General features: G+C 68.7%; 24 protein-coding genes and 4 pseudogenes. 15 read left to right on the forward strand and 13 right to left on the reverse strand.

Translation table 11 applies throughout. The features are described 5' to 3' along the window. Window positions 1–476: 476 nt before the first annotated feature. Entirely contained in the window at window positions 477–1910 is a 1434-nt protein-coding gene (locus AVL59_RS23945; protein ID WP_079146931.1) for an MFS transporter, read from the reverse strand. A 29-nt stretch (window positions 1911–1939) separates the two neighbouring features. Between AVL59_RS23945 and AVL59_RS23950 the strand changes: the two genes are divergently transcribed. Both AVL59_RS23950 and AVL59_RS23955 read left to right on the forward strand, forming a co-directional pair. Continuing rightward, entirely contained in the window at window positions 1940–2602 is a 663-nt protein-coding gene (locus AVL59_RS23950) for a hypothetical protein (protein WP_079146932.1), read from the forward strand. A 78-nt stretch (window positions 2603–2680) separates the two neighbouring features. Next, a complete protein-coding gene (locus AVL59_RS23955; protein WP_237281644.1) occupies window positions 2681–3031 on the forward strand; it encodes a hypothetical protein in 351 nt (116 codons plus the stop codon). Between the two features lie 21 nt (window positions 3032–3052). On the opposite strand, the pseudogene AVL59_RS50790 reads toward AVL59_RS23955, so the two are convergent. Beyond that, window positions 3053–3199, reverse strand: a pseudogene (locus AVL59_RS50790) (ATP-binding protein); the annotation flags it as partial. Between the two features lie 145 nt (window positions 3200–3344). Here AVL59_RS50790 and AVL59_RS23960 point away from each other — a divergent pair. The 4 genes from AVL59_RS23960 (at window position 3345) to AVL59_RS23975 (ending at window position 6597) form a co-directional block, all read left to right on the forward strand. After that, the gene (locus AVL59_RS23960; protein WP_067317680.1) at window positions 3345–4406 is read left to right on the forward strand and encodes a tyrosine-type recombinase/integrase; all 1062 of its coding nucleotides are present in this window, start codon (window positions 3345–3347) and stop codon (window positions 4404–4406) included. After that, a complete protein-coding gene (locus AVL59_RS23965; protein ID WP_067307911.1) occupies window positions 4403–4717 on the forward strand; it encodes a helix-turn-helix domain-containing protein in 315 nt (104 codons plus the stop codon). The genes AVL59_RS23960 and AVL59_RS23965 overlap by 4 nt, the downstream gene beginning before the upstream one ends. An 824-nt stretch (window positions 4718–5541) precedes the next feature. After that, window positions 5542–6105 carry a site-specific integrase gene (locus AVL59_RS53675; RefSeq protein ID WP_208870438.1) on the forward strand — a complete coding sequence of 188 codons (564 nt, stop codon included), beginning with the start codon at window positions 5542–5544 and terminating at the stop codon, window positions 6103–6105. 33 nt (window positions 6106–6138) lie between these two features. Beyond that, entirely contained in the window at window positions 6139–6597 is a 459-nt protein-coding gene (locus AVL59_RS23975; protein ID WP_067307914.1) for a DUF6228 family protein, read from the forward strand. A 51-nt stretch (window positions 6598–6648) separates the two neighbouring features. Here the strand turns inward: AVL59_RS23975 and AVL59_RS56130 are convergent. Then, window positions 6649–7025 (reverse strand): annotated as a pseudogene (locus AVL59_RS56130) (ATP-binding protein); the annotation flags it as partial. Between the two features lie 394 nt (window positions 7026–7419). Between AVL59_RS56130 and AVL59_RS23980 the strand changes: the two are divergent. Continuing rightward, window positions 7420–8190 carry an SDR family oxidoreductase gene (locus AVL59_RS23980; protein WP_208870439.1) on the forward strand — a complete coding sequence of 257 codons (771 nt, stop codon included), beginning with the start codon at window positions 7420–7422 and terminating at the stop codon, window positions 8188–8190. Window positions 8191–8252: 62 nt separating this feature from the next. Beyond that, on the forward strand, window positions 8253–10049 hold the full coding sequence (locus AVL59_RS23985; RefSeq protein WP_067307917.1) for an acyl-CoA dehydrogenase: 1797 nt from the start codon (window positions 8253–8255) through the stop codon (window positions 10047–10049). Between the two features lie 283 nt (window positions 10050–10332). On the opposite strand, the gene AVL59_RS52470 is transcribed toward AVL59_RS23985, so the two are convergent. The 4 genes from AVL59_RS52470 to AVL59_RS24000 form a co-directional block, all read right to left on the reverse strand. After that, window positions 10333–10482, reverse strand: coding sequence for a hypothetical protein (locus tag AVL59_RS52470; protein ID WP_159400041.1), 150 nt, complete (start codon window positions 10480–10482; stop codon window positions 10333–10335). A gap of 148 nt (window positions 10483–10630) precedes the next feature. Continuing rightward, entirely contained in the window at window positions 10631–11578 is a 948-nt protein-coding gene (locus AVL59_RS23990; RefSeq protein ID WP_067307920.1) for a hypothetical protein, read from the reverse strand. A gap of 927 nt (window positions 11579–12505) precedes the next feature. Beyond that, window positions 12506–13483, reverse strand: a complete 978-nt coding sequence (locus AVL59_RS23995; protein ID WP_067307922.1) for a recombinase family protein — start codon at window positions 13481–13483, stop codon at window positions 12506–12508. 209 nt (window positions 13484–13692) lie between these two features. Next, a complete protein-coding gene (locus tag AVL59_RS24000) occupies window positions 13693–14181 on the reverse strand; it encodes a MarR family winged helix-turn-helix transcriptional regulator (protein ID WP_237281915.1) in 489 nt (162 codons plus the stop codon). 115 nt (window positions 14182–14296) lie between these two features. Here AVL59_RS24000 and AVL59_RS24005 point away from each other — a divergent pair, with 115 nt between their 5' ends. The 4 genes and pseudogenes from AVL59_RS24005 (at window position 14297) to AVL59_RS49125 (ending at window position 17412) form a co-directional block, all read left to right on the forward strand. Next, window positions 14297–15925 (forward strand): DHA2 family efflux MFS transporter permease subunit, encoded by a 1629-nt coding sequence (locus AVL59_RS24005; protein WP_067307928.1) that lies wholly within the window; start codon window positions 14297–14299, stop codon window positions 15923–15925. Window positions 15926–16121: 196 nt separating this feature from the next. After that, the gene (locus tag AVL59_RS52475; protein ID WP_067307931.1) at window positions 16122–16325 is read left to right on the forward strand and encodes a hypothetical protein; all 204 of its coding nucleotides are present in this window, start codon (window positions 16122–16124) and stop codon (window positions 16323–16325) included. Between the two features lie 447 nt (window positions 16326–16772). Further along, window positions 16773–16853, forward strand: a pseudogene (locus AVL59_RS55465) (MmyB family transcriptional regulator); the annotation flags it as partial. Window positions 16854–16968: 115 nt separating this feature from the next. Next, entirely contained in the window at window positions 16969–17412 is a 444-nt protein-coding gene (locus AVL59_RS49125; RefSeq protein ID WP_067307934.1) for an MmyB family transcriptional regulator, read from the forward strand. A gap of 141 nt (window positions 17413–17553) precedes the next feature. Here AVL59_RS49125 and AVL59_RS24020 read toward each other — a convergent pair whose 3' ends face one another. The 4 genes from AVL59_RS24020 to AVL59_RS24040 form a co-directional block, all read right to left on the reverse strand. Then, the gene (locus tag AVL59_RS24020) at window positions 17554–17928 is read right to left on the reverse strand and encodes a VOC family protein (RefSeq protein WP_067307936.1); all 375 of its coding nucleotides are present in this window, start codon (window positions 17926–17928) and stop codon (window positions 17554–17556) included. 87 nt (window positions 17929–18015) lie between these two features. After that, window positions 18016–18815 (reverse strand): IS5 family transposase gene (locus AVL59_RS49130; protein WP_237281881.1). Its coding sequence is split into 2 segments (ribosomal slippage): window positions 18016–18477 and window positions 18480–18815, totalling 798 coding nucleotides; the frame shifts between segments, so codons are not numbered across the junction. Window positions 18816–18969: 154 nt separating this feature from the next. Beyond that, the gene (locus AVL59_RS24035) at window positions 18970–19329 is read right to left on the reverse strand and encodes a winged helix-turn-helix transcriptional regulator (protein ID WP_067317686.1); all 360 of its coding nucleotides are present in this window, start codon (window positions 19327–19329) and stop codon (window positions 18970–18972) included. Between the two features lie 330 nt (window positions 19330–19659). Continuing rightward, the gene (locus AVL59_RS24040) at window positions 19660–20520 is read right to left on the reverse strand and encodes an alpha/beta fold hydrolase (protein ID WP_067307939.1); all 861 of its coding nucleotides are present in this window, start codon (window positions 20518–20520) and stop codon (window positions 19660–19662) included. Between the two features lie 101 nt (window positions 20521–20621). On the opposite strand from AVL59_RS24040, the gene AVL59_RS24045 reads away from it, so the two are divergent. Further along, on the forward strand, window positions 20622–21044 hold the full coding sequence (locus AVL59_RS24045) for a winged helix-turn-helix transcriptional regulator (protein ID WP_067307942.1): 423 nt from the start codon (window positions 20622–20624) through the stop codon (window positions 21042–21044). 81 nt (window positions 21045–21125) lie between these two features. Here the strand turns inward: AVL59_RS24045 and AVL59_RS24050 are convergent, their stop codons facing one another. Further along, window positions 21126–21473 (reverse strand): MMPL family transporter, encoded by a 348-nt coding sequence (locus AVL59_RS24050; RefSeq protein ID WP_067307945.1) that lies wholly within the window; start codon window positions 21471–21473, stop codon window positions 21126–21128. 498 nt (window positions 21474–21971) lie between these two features. Continuing rightward, complete coding sequence (locus tag AVL59_RS24055; protein WP_067317688.1) at window positions 21972–22568, reverse strand: TetR/AcrR family transcriptional regulator; 597 nt, start codon at window positions 22566–22568, stop codon at window positions 21972–21974. A gap of 152 nt (window positions 22569–22720) precedes the next feature. Between AVL59_RS24055 and AVL59_RS24060 the strand changes: the two genes are divergently transcribed. Both AVL59_RS24060 and AVL59_RS56600 read left to right on the forward strand, forming a co-directional pair. Beyond that, the gene (locus tag AVL59_RS24060) at window positions 22721–24172 is read left to right on the forward strand and encodes an amidase (RefSeq protein ID WP_067307948.1); all 1452 of its coding nucleotides are present in this window, start codon (window positions 22721–22723) and stop codon (window positions 24170–24172) included. Between the two features lie 152 nt (window positions 24173–24324). Next, window positions 24325–24741: pseudogene (locus AVL59_RS56600) on the forward strand (ricin-type beta-trefoil lectin domain protein); the annotation flags it as partial. Window positions 24742–24974: the final 233 nt, after the last annotated feature.

Raw genomic sequence — 24974 nt, forward strand, 5'->3', positions numbered from 1 at the left:
GCTACGCCGACGCCAATCCCTATGGTGCCCCGTTTACCCCCGCCAGGGCCGGCGCAGCACCCGACGATGCCGAGCACGTCCACGCCCAAGTAGCGTGCGCCACTTGTAACTTTGCGGGCTCCTTGCGTGGAAGGACACACTTCCTCCTTACGATCGGGACGTTCCCAGCTCAGACAGTCCCTACCGGAGAGCTACACCCAGCGGACATTACCGATGGGCGTTCACAAGGTTGCGGTTCTGACCCGACGCGCCGCGCCCGATTGCGGTCGTTTCGACCAGCGCGCCGAGCCGTTCGGTGAGAACTGTGGCCTTGTAGCGGCGCACCTATGACTGCCTGAGCAGGTGAAGCGGCCCCACCCGGCGGGGCAATCCGGATGGGGCCGCCTGTCGTGCCGGGCCTCGGGTGGTCGCCCGCCTTCGACTGTTCCGGGAGGCTCCCCGCGCCCAGGGGCATGGGCGCGGGGCCGGCCGCTTTGTCAGGCGCCGGTCTTGGCCCGCACCGGGCTGGCGCCGAGGTCCGCCGTGACCTCGTCAGCGGCGGCCATGGCAGCGGCGCGCGCAGTGTTGGTGGCGGGCTTGACGGTGCGGATCAGGAACGGGACAGCGGCGGCGATCGCGCAGATGACGGTGGTGGTCCAGAAGGCGTGCTTGTAGGCGTCCAGGGTGGGCAGCGCGATGGGGATCGGGAGCTTCATGGTGTCGCCGGTCAGGATGGCGGCCATGACGGCCGTGCCGATGGCGCCGCCGACGGTGCGGAGCACGGCGTTCATGCCGTTGGCGATGCCGGACTGCTCGACCGGGACGGCGCCGTTGATGTAGGCGGGCATGGCGGAGAACGCGAGGCCGATACCCAGGCCGAAGATGGCGGAGGCGGTGTAGATGTCGGCCTCGTGGCTGTGGCGCAGGGCGAGGTAGCCCATCGCGGCGGCGCCGAGCACGCCGCCGAGGACCAGCGGCAGGCGCGGGCCGCGGCGGGCGATCAACAGGGCGCCGAGCGGGGCGGCGATCATCGAGCCGATGGCGGAGGGCAGCAGCATGATGCCGGCGTGCAGGACGGTCGCGGTGAAGCCGTAGTGGGCGAGCTTGGCGGGGGTCTGGGCGAAGTTGCTGATGACCATGAACGAGCCGTACATGCCGAAGCCGATCAGCAGGCCGGCGAGGTTGGTGAAGGCGACGGCGGGGCGGGACATCATGGTGAGGTCGACCAGCGGGTGCTGCACCTTGGCCTCGATGATGATCCAGACGAGGCAGACGACGGCGGCGACGGCGAACAGGCCGAGGGTGCGGTTGGAGGTCCAGCCCCAGTTGTTGCCCTGGCTGACGGCGACGAGGAGGGCGGAGAGCCAGCCGGCGAGGGTGAGAGCGCCCAGCGGGTCGGCGCCGCCGTCCTTGTCGGTGACCGGGTCGGTGGGCACGCGCAGGGCGACCAGGGCGAGGGCGAGCAGGCCGAAGACCAGGCCCATCCAGAAGATCGACTTGTAGCTCCAGTGTTCCAGGAGCAGGCCGGTGGCGACCAGGCCGAGACCGGAGCCGACACCCATGGAGGCACTGATGGCGGCCACGCCGCCGGTCACCTTGTGTGTGGGCAGCTCGTCGCGGACGATGCTGATCGCCAACGGCAGCACGCCACCGCCGGCGCCCTGCAGGATGCGGGCGACGACCAGCCAGGTGAAGGAGTGGGTGCCGACCGCCAGCGCCGAACCGGCGACGAGGCCCGCCAGCGAGATCAGCAGCATCGGCTTGCGGCCCCGAAGGTCGCCGAAGCGGCCCAGCAGGGGGGTCAGCACGGCGGCGGAGAGCAGGTTCGCCGTCATCAGCCACGTGATATCCGAGCCGGAGACGTCCAGCTCCTTGGCCAGCGAGGGCAGGATCGGGACGACCGCGGTCTGCACCACGCTGAACGACAGCATCGCCAGGATGAGGGCCGGCAGGACACCGCTTGCTGGAGACACACTGGACGATCAGTGCCGTCGCCCGCCGTCTGAACCTCGACCGCAAGACCGTGCGCCGCTTCCGCGACACCGATCTCGACGAGTTGCTCGCCTCCGCCCGCGAGCGCCGCCCCAACGGCGTCCTGGAGCCGTTCAAGGCATACCTCAACGCCCGCTTCACCGAAGTCCAAGGCCAGGTAAGCAGCACCCAGCTCTTCTTGGAGATCCACACCCGCGGCTACCATGGCAGCCGCCAGGTGGTCCGCAAACACCTCGCCGCCCTCCGGCCGGGCACCGCCGAACCGGTCCGGGCCGACATCCCGAGCCCCCGCAAGACCACCCCGTGGATCATGCGGCCCCGCCAGACGCTCACCGAAAGTCAGGACGAGCGACTCCTTCAAGTCCGGCTCGCCTGCCCGGACATCACCCGGGCCCGCGACCTCGCTCGGGCCTTCGCCGCTCTGGTCCGTCACCAGCGCGGATACCTGTTGCTGGAGTGGATCCGACAGGCCGAGCAGGACGCACCGAAACCCATGAAGGGCTTCGCCGGCTTCCTCCGCCAGGACCTCGACGCAGTGACTGCCGGCTTGACCCTGCCCTGGAGCTCCGGAGTGTCGGCGTACACGAGAATGTGCTCAATGGAGTACGGACGAACGTGCTCAGCTGGATGACAGGCTGTCCTCTCGGCTCAAGCGGAGTCGTGGCACGATGTCCTTGTGGAGAGTTCTGCTTCTTCAGCCCGTCGTCGCATGCTGATCGAGGCGGTGGTCGTGGTCGCGGCAGATGCCTCGGCTCAGGTGACTTGGCTGGGCAAGTACGACGTGCCGCCGGACGAGATCGCCTTGAGCTTCGATGACGCCTTCCGCCTCGCTGAGCGACTGGTCGAGGACGGTCAGCTCAGACGTGGTGTGCTGCCCTCGCTGCGGATGATCGATGAAGTCTTCAGCGAGATGACCCAGGACACGGACGTGGGTCGGTGGACAAGGGAGGCATTGTCCACCGACCCAGGGTGGGGACGTGCCCGGCAGCTGGCGCGAGAAGTCCTCACCGCAGAAGGTGAGGAGACCTCTCCGCTGCCAGGCCTCCGCATCATTCGATGAGTCCCCAGCCCGGCTCGCAGCCTAGGCTGCGGGCTCGCGCTCGATGGCGGCGAGCCGGTTCTTCAGCCGGTAGCTGGGACCGTTGATGGAGACGACGTCGCAGTGGTGCAGGAGCCGATCGAGAATGGCCGTGGCGAGAACTTCGTCGCCGAAAACCTGTCCCCATTCATCTGGGGCTGGCACTTGTTCCCTCACAAGAGTTGCTGCTGCCACCTGGCCGTATCCCGGTCTGGCGGTCCTCGCTGAATCTCGCGGTGGCACCCCGGTTCTCCAGGTGCTGCCTTGACCGTTCAGGTGCGAGGAAGGTGTGCCGGTGGCCGAGGTGAGACTCCAGGTCATCGCGGGCGGGGCCGTCCCGCAGGAGCCGCTGACGACGGATCCGTGGCGGTTCCATGCAGCGTGTGTGGACGCGTTCGTCGTGTCCTGGAGGGCTCGCGGGTTCAGCCCGGTGACCATCGACAACGACATCGGCCTGCTGGAGCGGACCCTCACCGCTCTGGGGCGGCCCGCGTGGGAGACGCCCCAGGACATCGATCGCGTGATCGGCGACCTTACGATCCAGGGCCGCAAGACGTCGACCCGGCGCGAGTATGTGCAGATCTTCAAGTGCTTCCACCGGTTCTTGCAGGCCCGCAAGGCGGCCGAGATCGAGGCCGCGTTCAGCGTCCGCCTGGTCTGCCCGATCGACGAGTTCAACGCCTCCCGGCATGTCGGCGACGACTCGCCGGCCGTGCTGCCGCCTCCGACGCCAGAGCAGGTGGGCGAGTTCTTCGACTTCATGAAGCAGCGGATCGCGACCGCGCGGAAGTACGGACCCGCGGCCCGAGACCATGCGATGTTCCGGACGCTGTATCACGCCGGACTCCGCTCCGAGGAAGCGTCCCTGCTGGACAAGCCGGGCCTGCACCTCTCCCGTGGGCCATTCGGCAAGCTGCATGTCCGGTTCGGCGAGGGAGCCCATACCTCCGGACCGCGGCCGAGGTGGGTGCCCATGCTCGACGGCCTCGATCTTGTGCTGCGGTGGTTCCTGGAGGACGTGCGACCCAAATTCCCCGACTCGCCCGTGCTGTTCGCCGACGAGTCCGGCGGCAGCCGCCACCGCGGCACCATCCGCAACCGCCTGCGCTATCTGATGGAACTCGAAGGCCGCCCGACGGCCGACCGGTTCAGCCCCCATGCCCTGCGACGAGCCTGCGCGACCCAAAACTACGAACGCGGCGGCGACCTCGTGGCGATCCAACAGTTGCTCGGTCACTGGACCGTCAGCTCGACCATGCGCTATGTCCGCCCCTCCGCGACCTTCATCGAGGACGCCTATCAACGGGCGGTCGCCAGCACTCTGGCCGAGCTGAGTGGGAAGGACACCACGGCATGAAGATCCAATGGCGGCTGCGGATGGCCGCGGGCCAGCGCGAGGTGTGGACCGGGACCGAGCTGCGACGGCTGCTGGCCGAGAAGGCAGGTCTTCAGCTGTCCTCGGCCTCGGTGTCCGCGTTGTTCACCAAGGAGCCCTCGCAGGTGAAGATGACCACGCTGGCCGCGTTGTGCACCGCGCTGGAATGCACCCCCAACGACCTGATCGAGGTCGACACCACCCCCGTCGAACGGCCGATCGCACCCCCTCGCCCGGTCGCCGATCTCCCGCAGGCTGCCTCCGCCCGGGGCCGTTCGATGCCGCCCCTGTGACGGCAGGCCACGATAGGCAAGAAGCAACGGGAATGCGTCACCTGCGGCGGACAGGTCGGATATCTCGACCGCCAGCACTGCTGCCTGTGCTGGCGCCACATGAAGGAGCAGGCCTCCAAGGCCCCTTGCTCTTCCTGCGGTCTCGACCGCGTGCTGCAGGACGACACCGGCCGGTGCATCACCTGCTCACGCGTGTGTACGGAGTGCGGTCATCTGGTCCGCTCACCACAGAACCAGCTGTGCTGGGACTGCCAGCGCCGGGCAGGCCGGCTGGCCGGACAGCGGACATGTCCACGCTGCCAAAAGCCCGGTTATCTGCGCGAGACGACCGGCTGGTGCGGTCATTGCTCACGACCCCGGCGGGGGAAGAACCCGCCGAGGATCTGCCGCGAGTGCGGGCAGCTGCGGCGACATGCCGGGCTGGGACTGTGTTCCGCCTGCTGGCAAAAACACGCCGGTCGCCCTTTCATCCGTGGTGAATACCTCCAGGAACGACTCACCGAACCACCCGTGTGACTCGCCGACTTCGTCGCCCAGATCGCCGCCCGCCACTGCGTCGCCAGAGCCTGCGGCTTCATCACCGACCTGGGACGGCTCCTCAAGGACGAGCACTCCAACTCACCTCAGGCCCTGCTGGAGCGATCCCGCAGGCCCGGACGGTCAATGGGCTCCTTCGCCCGTGCACTCGAGGACTTCTTCACCCTCCGCGGTCAGGCTCTGCCAACCGACCAGGACGAACGACTCGCAACTTGCCGACGCCGTTGCCGAGTTGAAGCCGTTCCGAACCCCTGCGACCGGCAGTCGCCGCATTCGACACCTCCCAGATGCGAGCCCAGGACCGGGCCCGCCGAGCCGGCACCCGCCCCCGCAGCAACCACACCCTGGAAACCGCCCTGGCCACCATGCGGGACCTGGCCGTCTTCCTGATCAACGCGCGGGGCAAGACCGACTGGTCCCTCGTCGACGTGCACGACATCGAATCCTTCCTGGCCGTCCTGCCCAGGGCTCGCAAGCGGCGACTGACCGTGCTGCGGCAGTTCTTCCGCTTCGCGCGGGCCCAGAAGCTGGTGCTGGTCGACCCGACCCGCGGCCTGATCGCCAAGGAGGCGAACGGCTTCCACGTCAGAACCCTCACCCTCGACCAGCAGCGCGACCTGTTCCGGCGCTGGACCACCGACGAGCATGTCCACCCCCATGAGACCCTCCACGTCCATGACGACTGCGGATTCCCATCCCGGATGATCCGCAGCACCCGCCTCATCGACCTGGTGAACGCCATGGACGCCAAACTCGTCGCCGCAGCCTTCGGCATGGACCCGCAGGCCACCCTGATCTATCTCGCCGACCGCGTGGACCCGGGCCGACTGCCACCGCAGGAATCGCGGTGACGGCGAACAGGGAGGACAGCTACCGTTCGGCGCGTGAACTCCCAAGATGCCGCCCCCGACGAGCCACAGACGGTGAGTATCCGCTGCAGCATCAACCGGGCTGTGTGCGTGCGACTGTCCGACCCCGTACGCGATGACCCCGACTGCTTGCACTACACGGTCGAGGCCGACGCACTGGGGCTGAAGGCCCGCGTCGACGGGGTGACCGCCTGGATCTGGGATGCCGACCTCGCGCCGTTCCTTGCTCAACTGGCCGCGGACTTCCGCGGCTGGGACGGCGAGCGCGTCTGGCAGACCAACGACCGCGACCTCACGGTCACGGCAGCCTTCAGGTCGGGCGGCCATGTCGCGTTGACCTGGACGCTCCGTCCTTGGCGGGGACCGACGAACAGCTGGGAAGCCTCGATCACCACGTGGCTTGAGGCCGGTGAGCAGATGGCGGCTCTCGCCTCGGAGGTTCACCGGCTTCTCCGCCCCGAGCATCCGGGCTGAACTTGTTGAATCTCGGCGGTACCTGGCACAGGTTCGCCGGAACATGTGCGCTTTGCTGAAGGTCTTGTTCGACGTGAGGATGATCGAGCCCTTCTCGTAGCGCTTCGAGATCACCTGGAACACCAGGTTCGCCTCGGCCCGTTCCAGCGGCTGGTAGCCGACCTCGTCGACGACGAGAACACCGGGGCGCAGGTAGGTGCGGAGCTTGCTGTTGAGACGTCCGGCTGCCTCGGCGGCCTTGAGCAGGCGGACCATGTCATCGAGCGTGGTGAAGTAGACGGAGAAACCCCTACCCGGCAGGCGGCGACCGAGAGCGCGACGGCGATGTGGGTCTTGCCGGCCCCGGGCGGTCCCAGCAGGGCCGCGTTGGCCTTGGCCTCGACGAAGGCGAGGGTGGCCAGGTCTTTGATCTTGCGGGGGTCGAGGTCAGAGATGACCCGGCCCATGCTGCCGCCAGCGATTACGGTGCCGACGTCCGCCTCTCCGTTGCCAGGGGCGGGCGGGATACGGTGCACCGGCAGCCCGGGGCCACTGTGGGCGGCCCCGGTTGGTGAACGGCGTCGGCACCCGTCGGCTTCGCGTGGGGTGCCGACGCCACCCTCACCCTCGCTCGGCGCATCGGCCGGCCGGTCGCCTCGGGCGTCGGTGAGGCCGACGCCCCTGAGGGATCCGCCGCCGGTCCACTCCCCCACCGTCGAGGCGCGGAGGCACGGACGGGGTTCCATGGACGCAAGGCTTGGACAGCGGCTAAGCGACTGCTTAGTATCTACCCTGGGGCGGGAGCAGCCTGCCCGTGCCGCCCCTCCCCCTCAGGAGTCCACCGTGACCTCACTGTTCTCCCTCACCGGCAAAACCGCCCTCGTGACCGGCGGTTCCCGCGGCATCGGCCTGATGATCGCCCGGGGCCTGATCGAAGCGGGAGCCAAGGTCTACGTCAGCTCCCGCAAGGCGGAAGCCTGCGAGGAGGCCGTGCGCGGGCTTTCCGGTCCCGGCCAGGCGGTCGCGCTGCCCGCCGACCTGTCGCGCGAGGAGGAGTGCCACCGACTCGCCGCAGACATCGGCGAGCGGGAGGAGCGGCTGCACATCCTGGTGAACAACGCCGGCGCCACCTGGGGTGCGCCCCTGGACGAGTTCCCGGTCAGCGGCTGGGACAAGGTGATGGACCTCAACCTGCGCAGCCCCTTCCTGCTCACCCAAGCCCTCCTGCCGAAGCTGCGCGCCGGCGGGTCGACGGAGGACCCTGCGCGGATCATCAACGTCGGATCCATCGACGGCCTGCACGTCAGCCCCGCCTCGGCCTACTCGTACGCGGCCAGCAAGGCGGGCCTGCACCACCTGACCCGCGTGCTGGCCAAGGAGCTCGGGCCACAGGGCATCACGGTGAACGCCATCGCGCCCGGCCCCTTCGAGTCGAAGATGATGGCCGCGACCCTGGACGCCATGGGCGAGGCGATCGCGCAGGCGGCTCCGCTGCGCCGGATCGGGCGGCCGGACGACATGGCCGGCGTCGCCGTCTATCTGGCCAGCCGTGCTGGCGCCTACGTCACCGGCGCCGTCATCCCCGTCGACGGCGGGCTCGGCACCACGGTCTGACCGGCCGGCGACAGCTCCACTCCCCCTCGCACAAGCAACCCGAACCTGAGAAGAAGACAACCATGGCCTCCCTCCTGCTCTCCCGCCGAGACCTCGACTTCCTGCTGCACGAGTGGCTCGACGTCGAATCCCTGACCGCGCGCCCTCGCTTCGCGGACCACTCGCGCGAAACCTTCGACGCGGTACTGGACCTCAGCGAGACGATCGCCGCCCGGCACTTCGCCCCGCACAACAAGAAGAACGACGCCCAGGAGCCGCGCTTCGACGGCGAGCGGGTGCACATCATCCCCGAAGTCGAAGAGGCCCTGAAGGTCTTCGCCGGCGCCGGGCTGATCGGCGGGGGCATGGACCACGAGGTGGGCGGCATGCAGTTGCCCAGCGTGGTGGCCAACGCCTGCTTCGCCTGGTTCCAGGCAGCCAACGTGGGAACGGCCGCCTACCCTTTCCTCACCATCGGCAACGCAAACCTGCTGCTGGCCCACGGCACCCCCGGCCAGATCGACACCTATGTCCGCCCGATGGTCGAGGGCCGCTTCTCCGGGACCATGTGCCTGTCGGAGCCGCAGGCCGGCTCCTCTCTGGCTGATGTGCGCACCCGCGCGGAACAGGCCGACGACGGCACCTACCGCCTGTTCGGTAACAAGATGTGGATCTCGGGTGGCGACCACGAGCTGACGGAGAACATCGTCCACCTGGTCCTGGCCAGGATCCCCGGCGGCCCGCCCGGGGTGAAGGGACTCTCGCTCTTCATCGTCCCCAAGGTCCTGGTGGAGGCCGACGGGACGCTCGGCGAGCGCAACGACGTCGCCCTGGCCGGCCTCAATCACAAGATGGGGTATCGAGGGACGACCAACACGCTGCTGAACTTCGGTGAGGGCGCCTTCCGGCCCGGCGGGACCCCCGGTGCCGTCGGCTTCCTGGTCGGGGAGCCCCACCACGGGCTTTCCTACATGTTCCACATGATGAACGAGGCCCGCATCGGTGTCGGACTCGGTGCCACAGCGCTCGGTTACACCGGCTACCTGCACGCCCTGGACTACGCGCGCACCCGGCCCCAGGGGCGCCCGCTCATGGCCAGGGACGCCACCATCCCCCAGATCCCGATCGTCGGGCATCCCGATGTCCGGCGCATGCTCCTCGCCCAGAAGTCGTACGTCGAAGGCGCGCTGGCTCTCATCCTGTACTGCGGGCGGCTGCTGGACGACGAGCGCACCGCCCCGACGGCCGACGAGCGGGCCAGTGCCGGGCTGCTGCTGGACATGCTCACCCCGATCGCCAAGAGCTGGCCCTCCCAGTGGTGCCTGGAGGCCAACAACCTTGCCATCCAGGTCCACGGCGGCTACGGCTACACCCGCGAGTACAACGTCGAGCAGTTCTACCGGGACAACCGCCTCAACCCCATCCACGAGGGGACGCACGGCGTCCACGGCCTCGACCTGCTGGGCCGAAAGGTCGTCATGGACGGCGGCGCGGGGCTCCGCCTGCTCATCGAGACCGTCTCCATGACTACCGCCCGCGCGGTGGCCGCGGAGGGCCAGGTCGCCGGCTTCGGACGGCAGCTGGACGCCTCCGTCGCCCGCGTCGCCGCCGTGACGCGGCGCCTGTGGGAGGCCGGGGACGCCGAGACCGCCCTCGCCAACGCCTCGGTCTATCTGGAGTCCGTGGGCCACGTCGTGGTTGCCTGGATGTGGCTGGAGCAGATGCTGGCCGCCGGCGGACGCGGCGGCGCCTTCTACGAGGGCAAGCGGCGGGCGGGGCAATACTTCTTCCGGTACGAACTGCCCAGGACGGAGGCGCAGTTCGCGCTGCTGGAAAGCCTCGATCGCACCACCCTCGACATGCCCGCGGACTGCTTCTGAGCTTGTCCTGCCTTCCAAGCGTGGGCCTAGCCGGTCATTCGTAAGATCGGCGGACCCAGGGGTTGTGGGTACGGCGGTGAGCGTGTCGCCGTTGGACGGCTCGGTCGTGGTGTGCGGCAGTGTGGGCACCTCGCCGCGCTGGACGCCCGCACGCACAGCGTGCTCCGGAATCTCTCCGGGACGACCCGTCGCAGTGGCGGCACCGAGACCGTCGGCCGGATCTGCCGTGCCCGGCACCCCTGCGGCCGTCCGTGCCGTTGTGCGTCGCGCGGCCGCGGGTTGTTCAGTCGCCGGTCCTTCGGGCGCGGGCAGTCAGGGCGTCGCGCAGGATGCTGTCGGGCGTGCGGGCCACGCGCAGCAGTTCACGCACCACTTCGGCCTTGTCCCGGCGGATGCCGCTCTGAGCCCGCAGTTCCAGGATCCACCGGTCCATCTCCCATCACCGACCCTCAGGATCTCCGGCTGTAGTTCATGCCGGGCACTCCGACCTGTCCTGGTGAGGTGCCCGGCCCGTCGGCTTCACCGGGCCGGGCACTCGCCCATGTGGTGATACGCGCTCAGGACACGGCGTGGCCGTCGTCCTACCTCGCGAAGGAACTGACGTCCGCTACCGGGAAGGAACCGTCGTCCGACTGACCGAGGGACTCCTCGTCCGACTGACCGAAGGAGCTGTCATCCGACCCCGCCGAGGAACCGTCGTCCGAGCCCGGGAAGGACACCTCCGCTGACTGACCGAATGTCCCGTCTCCCGACTGAGAGAAAGACCCGCCGTCGATCGTCTCCTCCGAGGACAGCTCCGGCGACCCAGGAACCTCAGCCGCCCCCTCGGAGGGCCCGTCACCCGACTGAGACGGGTCCGGGGTCTGTCCCGGGGTCAGATCAGAAGCGTCATCCGACGCGTCCCGCTTCGGGCGGGACTTGTTGTCCGATGTCTGGGACGACACGTTGGCCGAGCCATCGGAGCAGTTGTCGATCGGGGGCAGCCTGTACCAGGCTCGGATTTGGTTCACGTCCTCAAGCGGTGATCCAAAGCAGGGCCCACCGCCCGATGCCTGCTGCGACTTGTCGTCGGACCCCTGGGAGGGCAGGTCGTCCCAGGGCACTCCGTTGGAGGCCCGGAGCGCATCCCAATCCGTAGGGGACATCAGGGGCCCATTATTCGCACCCTGGGAGGACGCACCGCCTGACGCCTGAGGCGACTTGTCGTCGGAATTCTGCCCGCCTACGGTCGTCCCCGAGCCGTTGTGGAGCATCGAGTCGGCCTTCTTTGCACCCTGGGCAACACCCGCGCCGGCGGCCCGGAGGGTGTTGAGGTCCTGTATCGCGGACGGCGCGAACTTGGCCGGGGACGGCAGCAGCGCTCCGACGGCCAAGTCCCTCAGAGCCTTCTCCGTACCTGTCAGCTCCCTGGGCTTGCACAGCGGCTTGGTGCTGAAGCGAGCATTGCCGGCGCTGGTGCACCCCTCTTGCCCTCGGCCGTCGTTGGTGGTGTGGGCGGCCCTGAACAGCTCGGAGACACCGAAGGACATGAAAGCGTTGAAACCTCGGTTGACTGCCTCCTCCGTGGCGCTGGGAGGTGTCGCCGGGCAGATCGGCTTGAAGCTGAAGCGAGCTGCCGCACCGGCCTTGACGCAGTCCTTCGCGGAGGCAGACGTCGTGTTGTCGGCAGCCGATGCCGTCGACGCGGTGGTGAGGCCGTAGCCGGCCAGGCCGGCGGCCAGAGCCGTCACGGCGGTCCCCCGGGCTGCCAGACGCCGGCTCCGGCTCTGGCTGGGTGCGCGATGCTTGCCACGTGCGCGGTTGGACATGTTTGTGGGCTCCTGTTCTTGTGTCATAGACCCGTGAGCTGCGGGCGGCAAAGCCGCACACCCTCGGCCGACCGGTCGGGCCGTCGGTGTGCCCGCAGGTTCCCCCGGCCGGGACAGTGACGAGTCAACGCGCGTCATCACCCTGTTCGGAAGAGCACTCGCTGCTTCCTTCGGAGAAGACCCGGCACAGCGCGGCAAACCGCTGCGGATGCTGTCGCACTTACCTACGGAGCCGACACACAGGCGGAGCGCCAAGGCCGGGGATGCCTGCAAGGCCCTGTCCAAGGCCGAGGCCACGCCGCAGGGCAGCGTGCAGCGCAACGCCGTCGGCACCGCCCCTCCCGCCGAATCCGGCACGAACTCGACGACTGAGCCCACCTGCTGAATACGGGGTATCGCCGAGGTGAGCCCAAAAGGGGCCATGGGGTGATCTTGCTCAATGGGTGATGAGCAGAATTCTGGTGTGGTGGCCCGGTTCCTTGAGCGCTGGCGGAAAGTTCGGCGCCAGCGGGGACCGAGGCTGTTGTCGTGGGACGAGGCAGCGGAACGAGCCGCTGAAGATCTGAGCGGCGTGGGCCGGCGAGAGCGGCCGTCGGCCCGCCGGAGACTGGCCCTTGGGGAGGATCGGACCGGTGAGTAGCGACTCCGCTAGGCGCTGGTGGGCGTAGCTGTCGACCGCTGGCGCAGCGCGGCGAAGTCGGCCTGTGCGGCCTCGACGGCTTCGGGGTACGCCTGGGCCTTCTCGTGTTCGGCCAGGGCGCGGTAGATGCTGGCGACCGAGGGGCTGTGTCCCTTGCGTTTGCCGGTGGGGATGATGAGGTCGGGCTGGATCTGCTCGACGGACTCGCCGGCCGTGCGGCGCCGGAGGACGGTGTGGAGCATGTCGTCGGTGATGACGGGTGGCCGGCCGCCGTGTTTGCCCTTGCGGGCCGCGGTGTCGAGCCCCTCAAGGGTGGACTCCCGGATGTTCTCGCGCTCGGTCTCTGCCATCGCGGCGAAGAACGCGAACAGCAGCCGGCCGGGCCCGCTGGGGTCGTACATGCCGGGCAGGGGTCCGGCGAGCATTTCCAGGACCAGGCCGTGGGCGGTGAGGTGGTCGGCGAGCGCGGTGAGTTCGGCGGCGTCGCGGCCGAGGCGCTTCATCTCGTACACGGTGAGGATGACCCGGCAGTGCGGGGCGTGGGCCTTGATCTCGCGGGCGGCGGCGAGGGCGGCCTCGAACTGGGGGCGGACCCGGATGCGGGTGCTGATCTTCTCGCTGAACACCTTCTCGCGCGGGATGCCGTGCTTGGCCAGGGCGTCGAGCTGGGAGTCGAGTTCCTGGCCGAGGGTGGAGCAGCGGGCGTAGCCGATGTGGATGTCCGCGCCTGGGGTGTCCGGGTCGACGGGGGCGGGCGGTGGGGTGCCGGGCCGCCAGGGCTGGCCGGGCCCGCGGTCGGCGGGGATCTGGACCCGCAGGAGCTTCGCGAGCCGGGGCACCTTGGTGAACCGGCCGGTGTGGTACGTCCCGGCGACCGCGCCGCCGCGCGAGCGGCAGGGCGATCCGGGTTCGGCCGCGCACCGCGGGCAGGGGTGGCGCTCGACGTCGTCGGCGTCGGCCGGGGCGGGGTCGTGAGGGTCCGTCATGACCCCGGATGTTCTCACAATGCAGTTCCCAGAACGGGGTGCGGACCGCTCTTGAGTGAGAACGGGTTGTGAGAACCGATCCGGGCCCTGGAGGGCTTCTCCGGCCTGTCGGTGACCGGGTTCCGGGAAAGGACCGTTTGCGAGAAGGGGGGCATGGACGCCCGACGCGCCAGGTTGCGCCGGCCCTCAAGGCCCCGTACCCCCTGCGGTCAGGCGTCCGGATTCCGCTGGACGAGCTGGGCGTCAATGGCGTCGCGCAGGCTCGACAGCAACTCGTCGAACTGGTCCAGTAGCTCCGATGGGTACTGCTCCAGCAGCGCGTCCAAGCGCTCAGCGAGGGGGCCGAAGAAGACGTCGGCGCGTTCCTGAATGTGAGTGCCGCCGCGCAGCGTGACGACGCGGCGGTCGGTGCTCTCGCGGCTGCGGACGATGTGCCCGGCCTCTTCGAGCCGGTTCAGGAGTGCGGTGGTGGCCCCCGGGGACAGAGAGATCCGGCCGCTGAGGCGTGCGGGGGACAGTGGGGTGCCGCGCTCCTCGGCGGCGAGGATCTCCAGCAGGGCGAGGGCATCGGTGGAGTGCAGGCCGAGCCAAGCAGCGAAGCGGTGGCTGAATTCCTTGTACTGGCCGGCGAAGACCCTGAGTCCTTCCACCAGCCGTTCCCGTTGCACCACGACGCTGCCGGACGCTGGTTTCCCCACCACGTACTGCCGCCTTCCTGTCCGCTCTGCCATACGAGCCGCTGGCTCGCTTTGACAATCTACCGCGACCAGCATAATTCTATGGTCGAACTATTCCACCATGGAAGGAACTGGGATGCGTCATCCGTCCTCCACCAGCCGCTGGCTCGGCCTGATCGCCATTGCACTCGGGGTGTCACTGATCGTGGTGGACACCACGATCGTCAACGTGATCGTCCCCTCGCTCGTCGAAGATCTGGACGCCACCTCGGCCCAAGCGCAGTGGATCCAGGAGTCCTATGCCATCGTCTTCGCTGCTCTGCTGCTGCTGACCGGCCGCCTCGCGGACATCTTCGGTGCCCGCCGGATCTTCATCGCCGGAGCCGTGGTCTTCGGGGCGACCAGCGTGCTCGCCGGACTGGCACCCAGCAGCGGCCTGCTCATCCTGGCCCGATTCCTGCAGGGCGCGGGTGCGGCCATGCTCCTGCCGACCTCGCTGTCCCTGCTGAAAGCGACCTTCACCGGCAAGGCGCGCGAACAGGCGTTCGCAGTCTGGGGCTCGACCATCGGCGCCGCCGCGGCACTCGGTCCGGTGCTCGGCGGCTGGCTCGCCGAGCATGTCTCCTGGCGCTGGGCCTTCGGCATCAACGTGCCCCTCTCGGGGCTCGTCGTGGCCGGCGTGCTGCTGTGCATCACACCTTCGCCCCGCACCCGCGGGCGCATCGACGTGCCCGGTGGGCTGCTGTCCGTCATCAGCCTCGGCCTGCTCGCCTTCGGCCTCGTCGAGGGCCGCGCCTACGGCTGGGTCACCTCCGTTCACCCTCTGGAGCTGTTCGGCTTCACATGGGACAGCGGACCGTCGCCGGTCCTGGTGGCCCTGATGCTGTCGGCCCTCGCCATGGCCGCGTTCATCCGACGCCAGCTGTCCCTCAGCCGGAGCGGTGACACCTCCCGAGTCCTGATGGACGTGAGCCTGTTCTCCATCTCCTCGTTCCGCAGCGGCAACATCGCCACCCTGATCATCGGCATCGGAGAGTTCGGCATCGTCGCGGTGCTCCCGTTGTGGCTGCAGTTCACGCTCGGCTACAGCGCCCTGCAGGCCGGTCTCGCCCTCGTACCCGTCGCCCTCGGCAGCTTCGTCGCCAGCGGTGCCAGCTTCGGCATGGCCGCCAAGGTCTCCCCGCTCAACATGGTGCGCCTTGGCCTGGCCCTGGAGGTCGTGGGACTGGCCGGGATCGGCCTGACCGCCTCGCCGGACAGCTCTTGGTGGTCCGTCTCGCTGGTGCTCTTCCTGTACGGCATCGGCGTCGGCTTCGCCACGGCCCAGGTCACCAACGTCGTCCTCAACGACATCCCCGAACACAGCTCCGGCCAGGCATCCGGCGTCCAAAGCGCTGTCCGCCAGCTGGGCTCCGCCCTGGGCATCGCCGCCCTGACCACGGCGTTCTTCACCACGCTCAGCACCAAGCTGCACGACCGCCTCACCGATGCCGGCCTGTCCACAGCACAGTCCGACAAGCTCACCAGCGCCGTCGCGGACAGCGCGGGCGCCGCCATCAGCCCCCTGGCCGCCCATCCGCAGACTGCCTCCGTGGCCGAGGCCGCTCGCTCCGCGATGACCGACGGCGTCGTACTTGGCGGCTACATCGCGGCAGGGTTCGTCGCCCTCGGACTCCTGGCCTCTTTCCTCATCCCCTCCACCCCCGTCAAGTCCACCGCCGATGCACACCCGTCCCGCACGGAAGCGGAACCCGCGCACCCCTGAGCCCCCCACCCGGCCCGACGACTGCTGCGAGAGTCTCCACGGCACACCTCCCGCAGCAGCCCACGGCCCGCACAGCACCGACCCCCGGACAGAGAAGCGCCATGATCCACGCCCCCAAGACCGTTCTCGTCGCGGGAGCGGGCATCGCCGGGCCCGTGGCCTACTGGTTGAACCAGTTCGGCATGGCCGCCACGAGGTGATCCCGACCAGCACCGAGACGGCGAGGAACATCCCGAAGACCGGGGAGACCGCGGTCAGCAGCAGGGCCGACGCCGTCGCCAGCAGGGTCCGTGTCGCCAGTGCACGGTTCTCGACGAGATCACCGAGCGGCAGCAGGAACAACAGCCCGACGGCGTATCCGGCCTGGGTCAGCGTCACGACGACGGTGGCCGCCCCCTGACCGACCCTGAAGGAGGCGGCGATCAGACCGAGCAGGGGTTGCGCGTCGTAGAGGTTGGCCACGGTCAGCCCGCACGCCACCGCCAGCGCGAGGGTCACGGCACCGCTCACCTCGCGCGGCGGGGCCGACTCGGGCACGCCCGCTGTCCGGTTCATGTCCTTCCTTCCCTGCGTCGTTTCGAGGCCGACGCCTCGTGAGGAGACTGACGCTACGAAGGCCGAGCCGGGCGGAGAAGGGTGTGCCGCACCCCCTCCCGGGCAGGGTGCAGCACACCCAGGTCAGCACGTGGCGCGCCGCTACCGTGGTGCGTACTCCGAGCAGGTCCTGGATGCCGTCGCCCGCGCGCTCCGCCTCGACGGCGACGTCGGCGCGTATCTGTTCCGGTTGGCCCAGCCGACACCGCGGACCGCCGTCTCCGCCCCGGCACAGACGGTCAGCCCGGAGCTGATGCGGCTGTTGGACCACTTCCTGGATCTGCCGGCCTGTGTGGTCAATCCCGCGCTCGACATCCTGGCTGCCAACCCTGCCGGCCGGCAGCTCTACTCCGGCTTCGCCCGCCTGGACAACCTGCTGCGTATGGTCTTCCTGGACTCCCGCCGCGCGGCGGTTCTACCAGGACTGGGACCATGCCGCGTACGGCGTCGTGGGAAACCTGCGCGCGCTGTCCGCGCTCTTCCCGAACGACCCGCGCGTCACGGAGATCGTGGGCCAACTGGCCATGCACAGCCCGGCGTTCGCGACTCTGTGGGCCAGGTACGAGGTCCGGCTCCGCACCAGCGAGGACAAACGCCTGTTCCACCCGCAGGTCGGTGAGATGCGCCTGCACTACGAGGCGTTCACGGTCACCAGCGCTCGCGGCCAGCAGCTGTTCGTCTACTCCGCCGAACCCGGCACTCCCAGCGCCGACGCACTGATCCTGCTGCGCGGTATCGCCGCCGAAGCCCTTGCCGACCGTCCACTTCCGTACGAGCGTCGAACGGTGCCGACCCCTCTGCGGACACCACGACACCCCGTTGACAGTGGCGAGTTCTCCCGCGGCCGACGGACGGTGATCACACGGCCTGCCCGCCTGCCTGTCCGCGTGTGAGTCCTTCGCTCCGCGCGACCAAGGTCCAGCAGCCATCAGACACTTCACGACGGTACAGGCGGCCGCCGAATGGGCCTCGCTGAGCCGGCGAATGCCCCCGCTTACGGGGGCACCGGTGATGCGGTGTCACGTCACGAGGTCTCACATGATGATCTGAGCCTCGAGTTCGGGCTTCCACTGGACGTACTCGACTTCGGAGCCGTCCGCGTGCCGGGCGAACAGGTAGGAGCCCGTGGGCCCCTGTGCGGGGCCGAAGGTGACCTCGGCGCCGTGCGAGGTGAGCACAGTCTGGACTTGGTCGAGGTCGCTGACTATGACGGTCGTGGTCCCCCTGGGAAGCCGGGCGGCCGCGTCCGCGGTGCCCGCGATCACCAGGAAGTCGCCGATGGCACCCACTTCCACATCTTCGAATTCGAACCGCAGATGGGGGTCCGCGCCGACCAGCTCGACGAGCGGAGGCAGCGCCTTGTCCAGGTCCTCGCTCCACAGGCGCGCATAAGTCTTGAGGATGGCCATTCCGAACTCCCATGCTTTCCGACGGTTACTTGCACACCGTATGAAAGCCGTGAATGACCAGCAAGAACGCACTTTTTAGAAGTCATCTCATTTGGTGAGTCTGCGGTAGCAGATGAGGGTGCAGGCGATGCTGGTGAAGGCCAGGAAGTGTTCGGCTTTGCGTTCGTAGCGGCGGTGGAGGCGGCGGCATCCGGCGAGCCAGGCCATGGTGCGTTCGATCGTCCAGCGGTGGCGGCCCAGCCGTGTGGAGGGCTCGATGCCTTTGCGGGCGATGCGATGTCGGATGCCGCGGCTGCGTAACCATCGGCGCAGGTGGTTGTAGTCGTAGCCTTTGTCGCCGTGGAGTTTGGCGGGCCGTCGTCGGCGCGGTCCGCGCCGGGAGCGAATGGGTGGGATGCCTCGCACGAGCGGTTCGAGGGCCTGGCTGTCGTGCAGGTTGGCACCGGATATCCCGACGGACAGGGGCAGCCCGGTACGCTCGGTGATCAAGTGGATCTTTGAACCGTACTTGCCGCGATCCACCGGATTCGGACCTGTCAGGTCCCCTTTTTCAGGGCTCGCATGTTCACCGAGTCGATCGCGCAGCGAGACCAGTCCAGTTCACCGCGAGAGCCGAGTTCGTCGAGGACCAGGCGATGGAGCTTCGCCCACACCCGGGCCTTCGACCACTCGGCGAAGCGCCGGTGAGCCGTGGGCCCTGAAAGCCCGAACGAGGCGGACGGCAGTTGCTGCCACGTGCAGCCCGACGTGGCCACGAACACGATCGCAGCCAACACCTCCCGGTCGCCGTGCCGGCGCCGGCCACCACCCTGAGGCCGACTCGGCGCCTCCGGAACCACTCGCTGGAACAACTCCCACAGCTCATCCGGCACAAGCCGCTCAACGATCCCCACATCTGGAGCCTATCGAGCACCCCAAATGAGATGACCTCTTAGTGAGAGGGGAACCTGCAGGTAACCGTGCGGCGCACCACGTCGTCGACCGAGGACGAAGGGCGCGGGACGACGCCCCGGCTGAGTAGCCGAAAGGGACGTCCAGCTTCTACCCGCCTGCTGAGTCGAAGCGCTGTCGGGCGGCCTCGATGTGGTCCAGGTGGCTCCGGGTCCAGTGACAGATGCCGTGAACGGTCTGCTGTAGTTCTCGCCCGGCTTCGGTCAGGCCATAGTCCACTCGAGGGGGCACGGTGGCATACGGCGTGCGATCCACGATGCCGTCCCGCTCCAGATTGCGCAGAGTCTGGGCGAGCATCTTGTGACTGACACCGTTGATCCGCGCCTTGATCTGGCCGAACCGCAGCGTCTCGGTACCCAGTGTTTCAATGATCAGGAGAGCCCATTTGTTGGCGATGTTCGTGAAAACCGAGTTGGCGACCGCGCCGACGTCTTCAGATACCTCTGGCATGGTGTTTTCGGTGGTCACGTTGGTCCCCCCGTGCAGCAGACAGGTTTTTACGAATCCAGACTAACCCTCCCCGGGTTCCCATGGACTCCTGACAAAATGAGCCGCTTGCGCCTTTGAATGACAAGCTGTCCGTTGGCGTTGTGCGCCGCGAGCCGTGCGAGGTGGGTATACGCCCGGTCATCGTCCGCCGCGGGAGCGAGCATGAACGCGCCGACGGTGAGCCGTTGCGCCCAGGAACGAAGTCGTCTCTATCGGGGGTTCCTCAGTCGCTTGACCGTGGTCGGCTCAAGCACCAGGCCCTGGCCGGCCTTCACGAGGGTCATGCTCCGGTCACCCGCGCACACACGCCTGCCCCGTCTGGTGACCGGCCAGGAAGGGGCGAAGAAGGTCGAGAAGGGCGTCGGGGCGGTGCAGCGGGATGATGTGGCCGCAGTCTTCAAGGAGATGACCGGTGAGGTCGTCAGCGATCGGACGGAGCTGGCGTTCCAACGCCGTGCCGACGGGGTGCGAGCCGATGGCCATCGTGGGCATCGTCAGCCGTGTGGCGGCGACAGCCTGCTCGATCTGTGCGGCGGATTCGGGTAGAGCCCGGTGGTACGCGAACGCGCAGCGCAGGGCTTCACGTCCGGTGTAGGCGGCGACGAACGCATCCCGCGCCTGCGCAGGCAAGCCGGAGCCAAGGGTGCCGGCATTGAGGAACCAATCGATGTAGGCGGCCTCATTGCCTTCCACCACGGTTTCCGCGAAGCCCGGAACGGCGTGGAAGCCGAACCACCACGGAGCGCCGTCGGCGAGGAAGTCCTCGGCGCCGGGCAGGCGGCCGACGAGGGCCTCCATGACGACGAGCCGCCGTACCAGCCCGGGACGGCGCATCGCGAGGAGGAAGGCAGGCGGGGTGCCCGCGTCGATCCCCACCACGGCCGCCGAGCACACACCCAACGCCTCCAGCAGGGTCGCGGCGTCCTCAGCCAGGGTCATCGCGTCGTATCCCGTCTGAGCCCGGGTGCTCGCACCGAACCCGCGCAGGTCCGGGGCGATGACTCGGTACCGGTCGGACAGGTCCGCCATGACGTGGCTCCACAACTCCCAGGTGTGGGGGAAGCCGTGCAGCAGCAGGACGTCCGGCCCCGATCCGGCCAGGGCCACGTTCAACTCGATGCCGTTGACAGGAATGCGGCACGGCTCAGGCATGGAGGACTCCAGGGGATAGTGGGTAACTGATCGTGACCAACGCTAGGGAACCAACCTGGGCGTTCCAAGGCGGCACTTTCCCCTCAGGTGGTGAGCTCCAGGTGACCACGTCGAAGCGCGGCGATCTGTTCAACCCTCTGTGCCCGACCCGGCAGCTGCTCGACCGCATCGGTACCAAATGGACCTCGCTGACGGTGAAGGTCCTGGCCGAATCGACTCCGGGCGAGGTGCGCTTCGCGGAACTGCGGCGCCGCATACCGGGCATCTCGCAGAAAATGCTCTCCGTCACCCTCCAAAGCCTTGTCCACGACGGCTTGGTTGCCCGCCGGGTCGAACCAACAGTGCCACCCCGCGTGCACTACCAGCTCACCGCGCTGGGCCGCTCCCTGGACGGCCCGCTGGGCGCCCTGCGTACATGGGCGGAGCAGCACATGGCAGCAATCGAAAGCGACAACCGCCACGCCGACGGACTGCCGCAGGAGCCCGAACACCTCCGCCAAGAGCCGCTTCGCCCGTCCGAGTAGTCCGGATCTTGGTCGAAAGACGAGTCCGGCGTGCTCGGACTCATAGCGGCCGCCGCCTCGGCCCGAGCACATGTGCACTGCTCAGCGACGTGCCGCCGCCGAACCACCAGCAGACGCCACCAGTTCGCCCGCCCGAGCATATGCATCACCGCGGGGACGAGCAGAGTGCAGGGCGATGCTGCCCAGCGTGGTCACGTGGGAGAACAGGCCGACCGTGAGCAGGCCGACTCCGAGCCCGGCGACGGCGACCAGCAGCGGCACCAGCATGCCGAGCAGCGAGCCGAAGGCGACGAACAGGATGATGCCCGCGGCCGCCACGGCGATCAGCTCGGTGCTCCGGGTCGCGCCTTGGGAAGCGGGTCGGCGACGCAGAGGGGGCAGTTCTGGTTCACCGGCCAGACCGTTGCCGGATCGCAGGGGGCCGGGCACGCCAGCAGGTGGACCTCGTTGCCGAGAAAAAGCCCGTAAGTGTCGATGCCGACGTTGTAGGGCTGCTCCGGTTGGCCGGGTGGACGGCGAATTCCATGCCCTCCGGCACCTGGCGCAGGTGCACCAGATCGTCGTCGCACGCTGCTCAACTCACTCGCCGACACGGACACTCTCGCCCTGAGCACCCACTTCGCACCACCCGCAGTCGGCCATGTCGTCACCCATCAGGACGCCTACCGGCTCTCGCCCGTCCCCACCGACTCGCGCTGCCGCGGCAACTGTCCGGGCCGCGTCAGGACTGTGCTCCCGTGGCGGGCTGAACTTCTCGATCAGGCGCTGGTCCGGGCTTTTGCCGTCATACCCCTCGGTCGCGGTGACGCGCACGCGGCAGCTCGCTCACGGACTCGAAGCACCGGGTGAGCCGAGCAGACGCTCACGCCGTCCGGCTCCTCCGCCGCACCAGGATCACTCCGTGGCGCGTCCCTTCACAGGGGCAGCCTACGGGGCCGAGTGGCGGTCCAGGACGGCCTCGACGATCCTCATGAGCCGCTCACCCGCGTGCTCGATGCATCCGTTCTGGGCGCTTACCTGGGCTCCTTCAAGGACGAAGGTGATCTCCGCGGCCGCCTCGTCGGGTTCGGGCAGCCCGGCACGGGCGCACAGGTCGGTGAGCCGACGCACCTGGCCGGCCTTGTGGGCTTCGATCAGCCGACGCGCCGGGTGTGTGCGGTCGGGCAGTTCCGCGATGGAGTTGTTGAACGGACACCCCCGGTGGGAGATATCGGGAAGTCCGTCGGCGATGAACCGGGCCATCCCCAGGATCTGCGCCCGGGGCTCGTCGGGGTGTGCGGTCTCCAACTGGTCGAACACAGCGGTGTAGTCGGCGGCGACGATGCGGAGCCATTCCTCGACCAGCGCGTCCTTGGTCGCGAAATGGCGGTACAGCGCCATCTTGGTGGTCTCGGCCCGGTTGGCGATCGCCTGGACACCCACCGCCTTGATCCCCTCACGCGAGAAGAGCTCCTCCGCCGCGTCAAGGATCCGCTCCCGGGGCGGCAACTTGGCCACCCTGCTCTGCCTGCTGGCTCTGTCCATGTTCGGCATACGGCCCCTCATCGGTCCGGTGGGGCGGTGCACCACCCTGGCCGCAATGCTACGGTACCGATCAGTCCCGCACGATACCGATCGGTCTCTTGAGGTACCGATCGGTATCGCTGACCGATATCGATTCTCGTGAATGGACGACAATGAAGCTCTCCGAGTACGTGAGCTACGACGGCGTCGGCCTGGCAGACCTGGTGGCTCGCGGCCAGGTGACTCCCGCGGAGCTCGCCTCGACCGCCCAGCTGGCGTCCGATGCGGTGAACCCGCAGATCAACGCCGTCGTCGAGACCTGGCCTGCACAGGACACGCCGGCTCCGGGCAGTACGCCACTGGCAGGGGTGCCCTTCCTGATCAAGGACCTCGCCGTCGCGATGGCCGGCAAGCGGGTGGAGCTGGGCAGCCGTATCGCCGCCGGGAACGTCGCCGGGGCCGACTCAGCGCTCATGGCGCGCTTCCGTCGCGCCGGGCTGGTCACGCTCGGACGCACGGCGACTCCGGAGTTCGCATACAGCACCACCACGGAAGGCGTCCTGTACGGCGCCACCCGTAACCCCTGGGACCCGACCCGTAGCCCTGGCGGCTCCAGCGGCGGCTCGGGAGCCGCCGTCGCCGCGGGCATCATCCCGATCGCGCATGCCACCGACGCAGCGGGCTCCATCCGTGTCCCCGCCGCCAGCAACGGTCTGTTCGGGCTGAAGCCAACCCGCGGCCGGATCTCCATGGGCCCCGACGCGGACGAGGTCTTCAACGGGCTCGCCGTCCACGGCGTCCTCACCCGCTCGGTACGCGACAGCGCCACGCTGCTGGACCTCGTCCATGGCCCCGAGGCCGGTGACCCCTATTTCGCCCAGCAGCCGGAGCGGCCCTACGCGCAGGAGATCACCCGTTCCCCGGGCAGCCTGAGGATCGGCCTCCTTACACGGCCCTGGGGCGGTCGGGCTGTCGACGGCACCGTCGTCGACGCCACACTCCGCTCCGCACAACTCGCCGAGTCCCTGGGGCACCGGGTGGAAGAGGTCCAGGTCGACCTCGGCGTCAGCTGGGAGGAATTCATCCTGGCCAATGCCCGCCTCTGGAGCACCAATCTGGTGACGTGGATCGACGGCTCCGCCGCGTCCTTCGAACGACCCGTCGACTCCACCACTGTCGAAGCCGAGATGCTGGCCAGTTACGCCTATGGACAGCAGGTCAGCGGGGCCGAGTTCGTCCACGCGCTCGCCATGCGCAACAGCGTCGCGCGCGCGATCGGCCAGTACTTCACCGACTACGACCTGCTGCTCACCCCGACCCTGCCCGAACTGCCCGTCCCCTTGGGCACGTACGCCGAGGGCGCCGAGGGCGCCGACGGTCTCGGCTGGCTCAAGCAACTCTTCCACCGCTCGCCCTTCACCGCCGCGTTCAATGTCGCGGGCACCCCCGCCATGTCCGTCCCCCTGGAGACCGACCTCGCCACCGGACTCCCCATCGGCATCCAGTTCGCCGCGGGATACGGACGCGAGGACGTCCTCTTCCGACTCGCCGGACAGCTGGAACAGGCCGCTCCCTGGGCGCAGCGGACCCCCGCCGTGTGGGCGAGCAGTCACCACAGCGCCTGACCGCGCTCCCACTTGTAGGGCCGAAACACCGGTCCCAGGTCGCGTACCAGGGGAACGCACCGGTCGGCTCCGGTCCGCTGCGCCGGATCCAGCGACTCGTCGGCGACCGCGAATCGGTGGTCCAGCGTGCTCGGGAACCACGGCTACAACCGATGGATCGGCCGCTACGCCTCGCCGGGGCACTGGAACGACCCGGACTTGATCTGTGGACCGGGACGCGTTGGACCGTCGCCGACGCGCTGACCGCGACCGTTCCCGCGCACGATACGGCGATCTGGCGGCTCACCCCGGGCCACGGCTGCGACACCGCGGTGCCCACCGGGCAGCTCACCGGCAACGGCGCCAAGTGCGCGGACGTGACCGGCAGCGGCACAGCCGATGGCACCCGGGTGATCCCCTACACCTGCACCGGCAACCCCAACCAACGCTGGACAACCGGTGCCGACCACACATTGCGCTCGCTCGGCAAGTGCCTGACCGCCGACGGTACCACCCCCGGCCGCCCCGTCGTCCTCTCCACCTGCACCGGAGCGCCCACGCAGGTCTGGACGGCCGCGCCGGACGGCACCCTCGTCAACGCAGCCGTCGCTCTGCCTCGACGTGGCAAGCGGCGGCACCGCCGATCTGACGGGGCTCGAAGCGTAGACCTGCGGCCATCGGCAGGCCAACCAGATCTGGGCGATGCCCAACTGATCAACGTCGTGACGGAACGGCTGCCACGAACCGGACGTGCCGGCGCTCCAGGCCCGGACCGGCACAGGGGACGGGGTGAGTCGTACCGGTCTTTGGCCATGCGCGCAGT

This window comes from Streptomyces griseochromogenes (genome assembly GCF_001542625.1).
Classification (GTDB): Bacteria; Actinomycetota; Actinomycetes; order Streptomycetales; family Streptomycetaceae; genus Streptomyces; species Streptomyces griseochromogenes.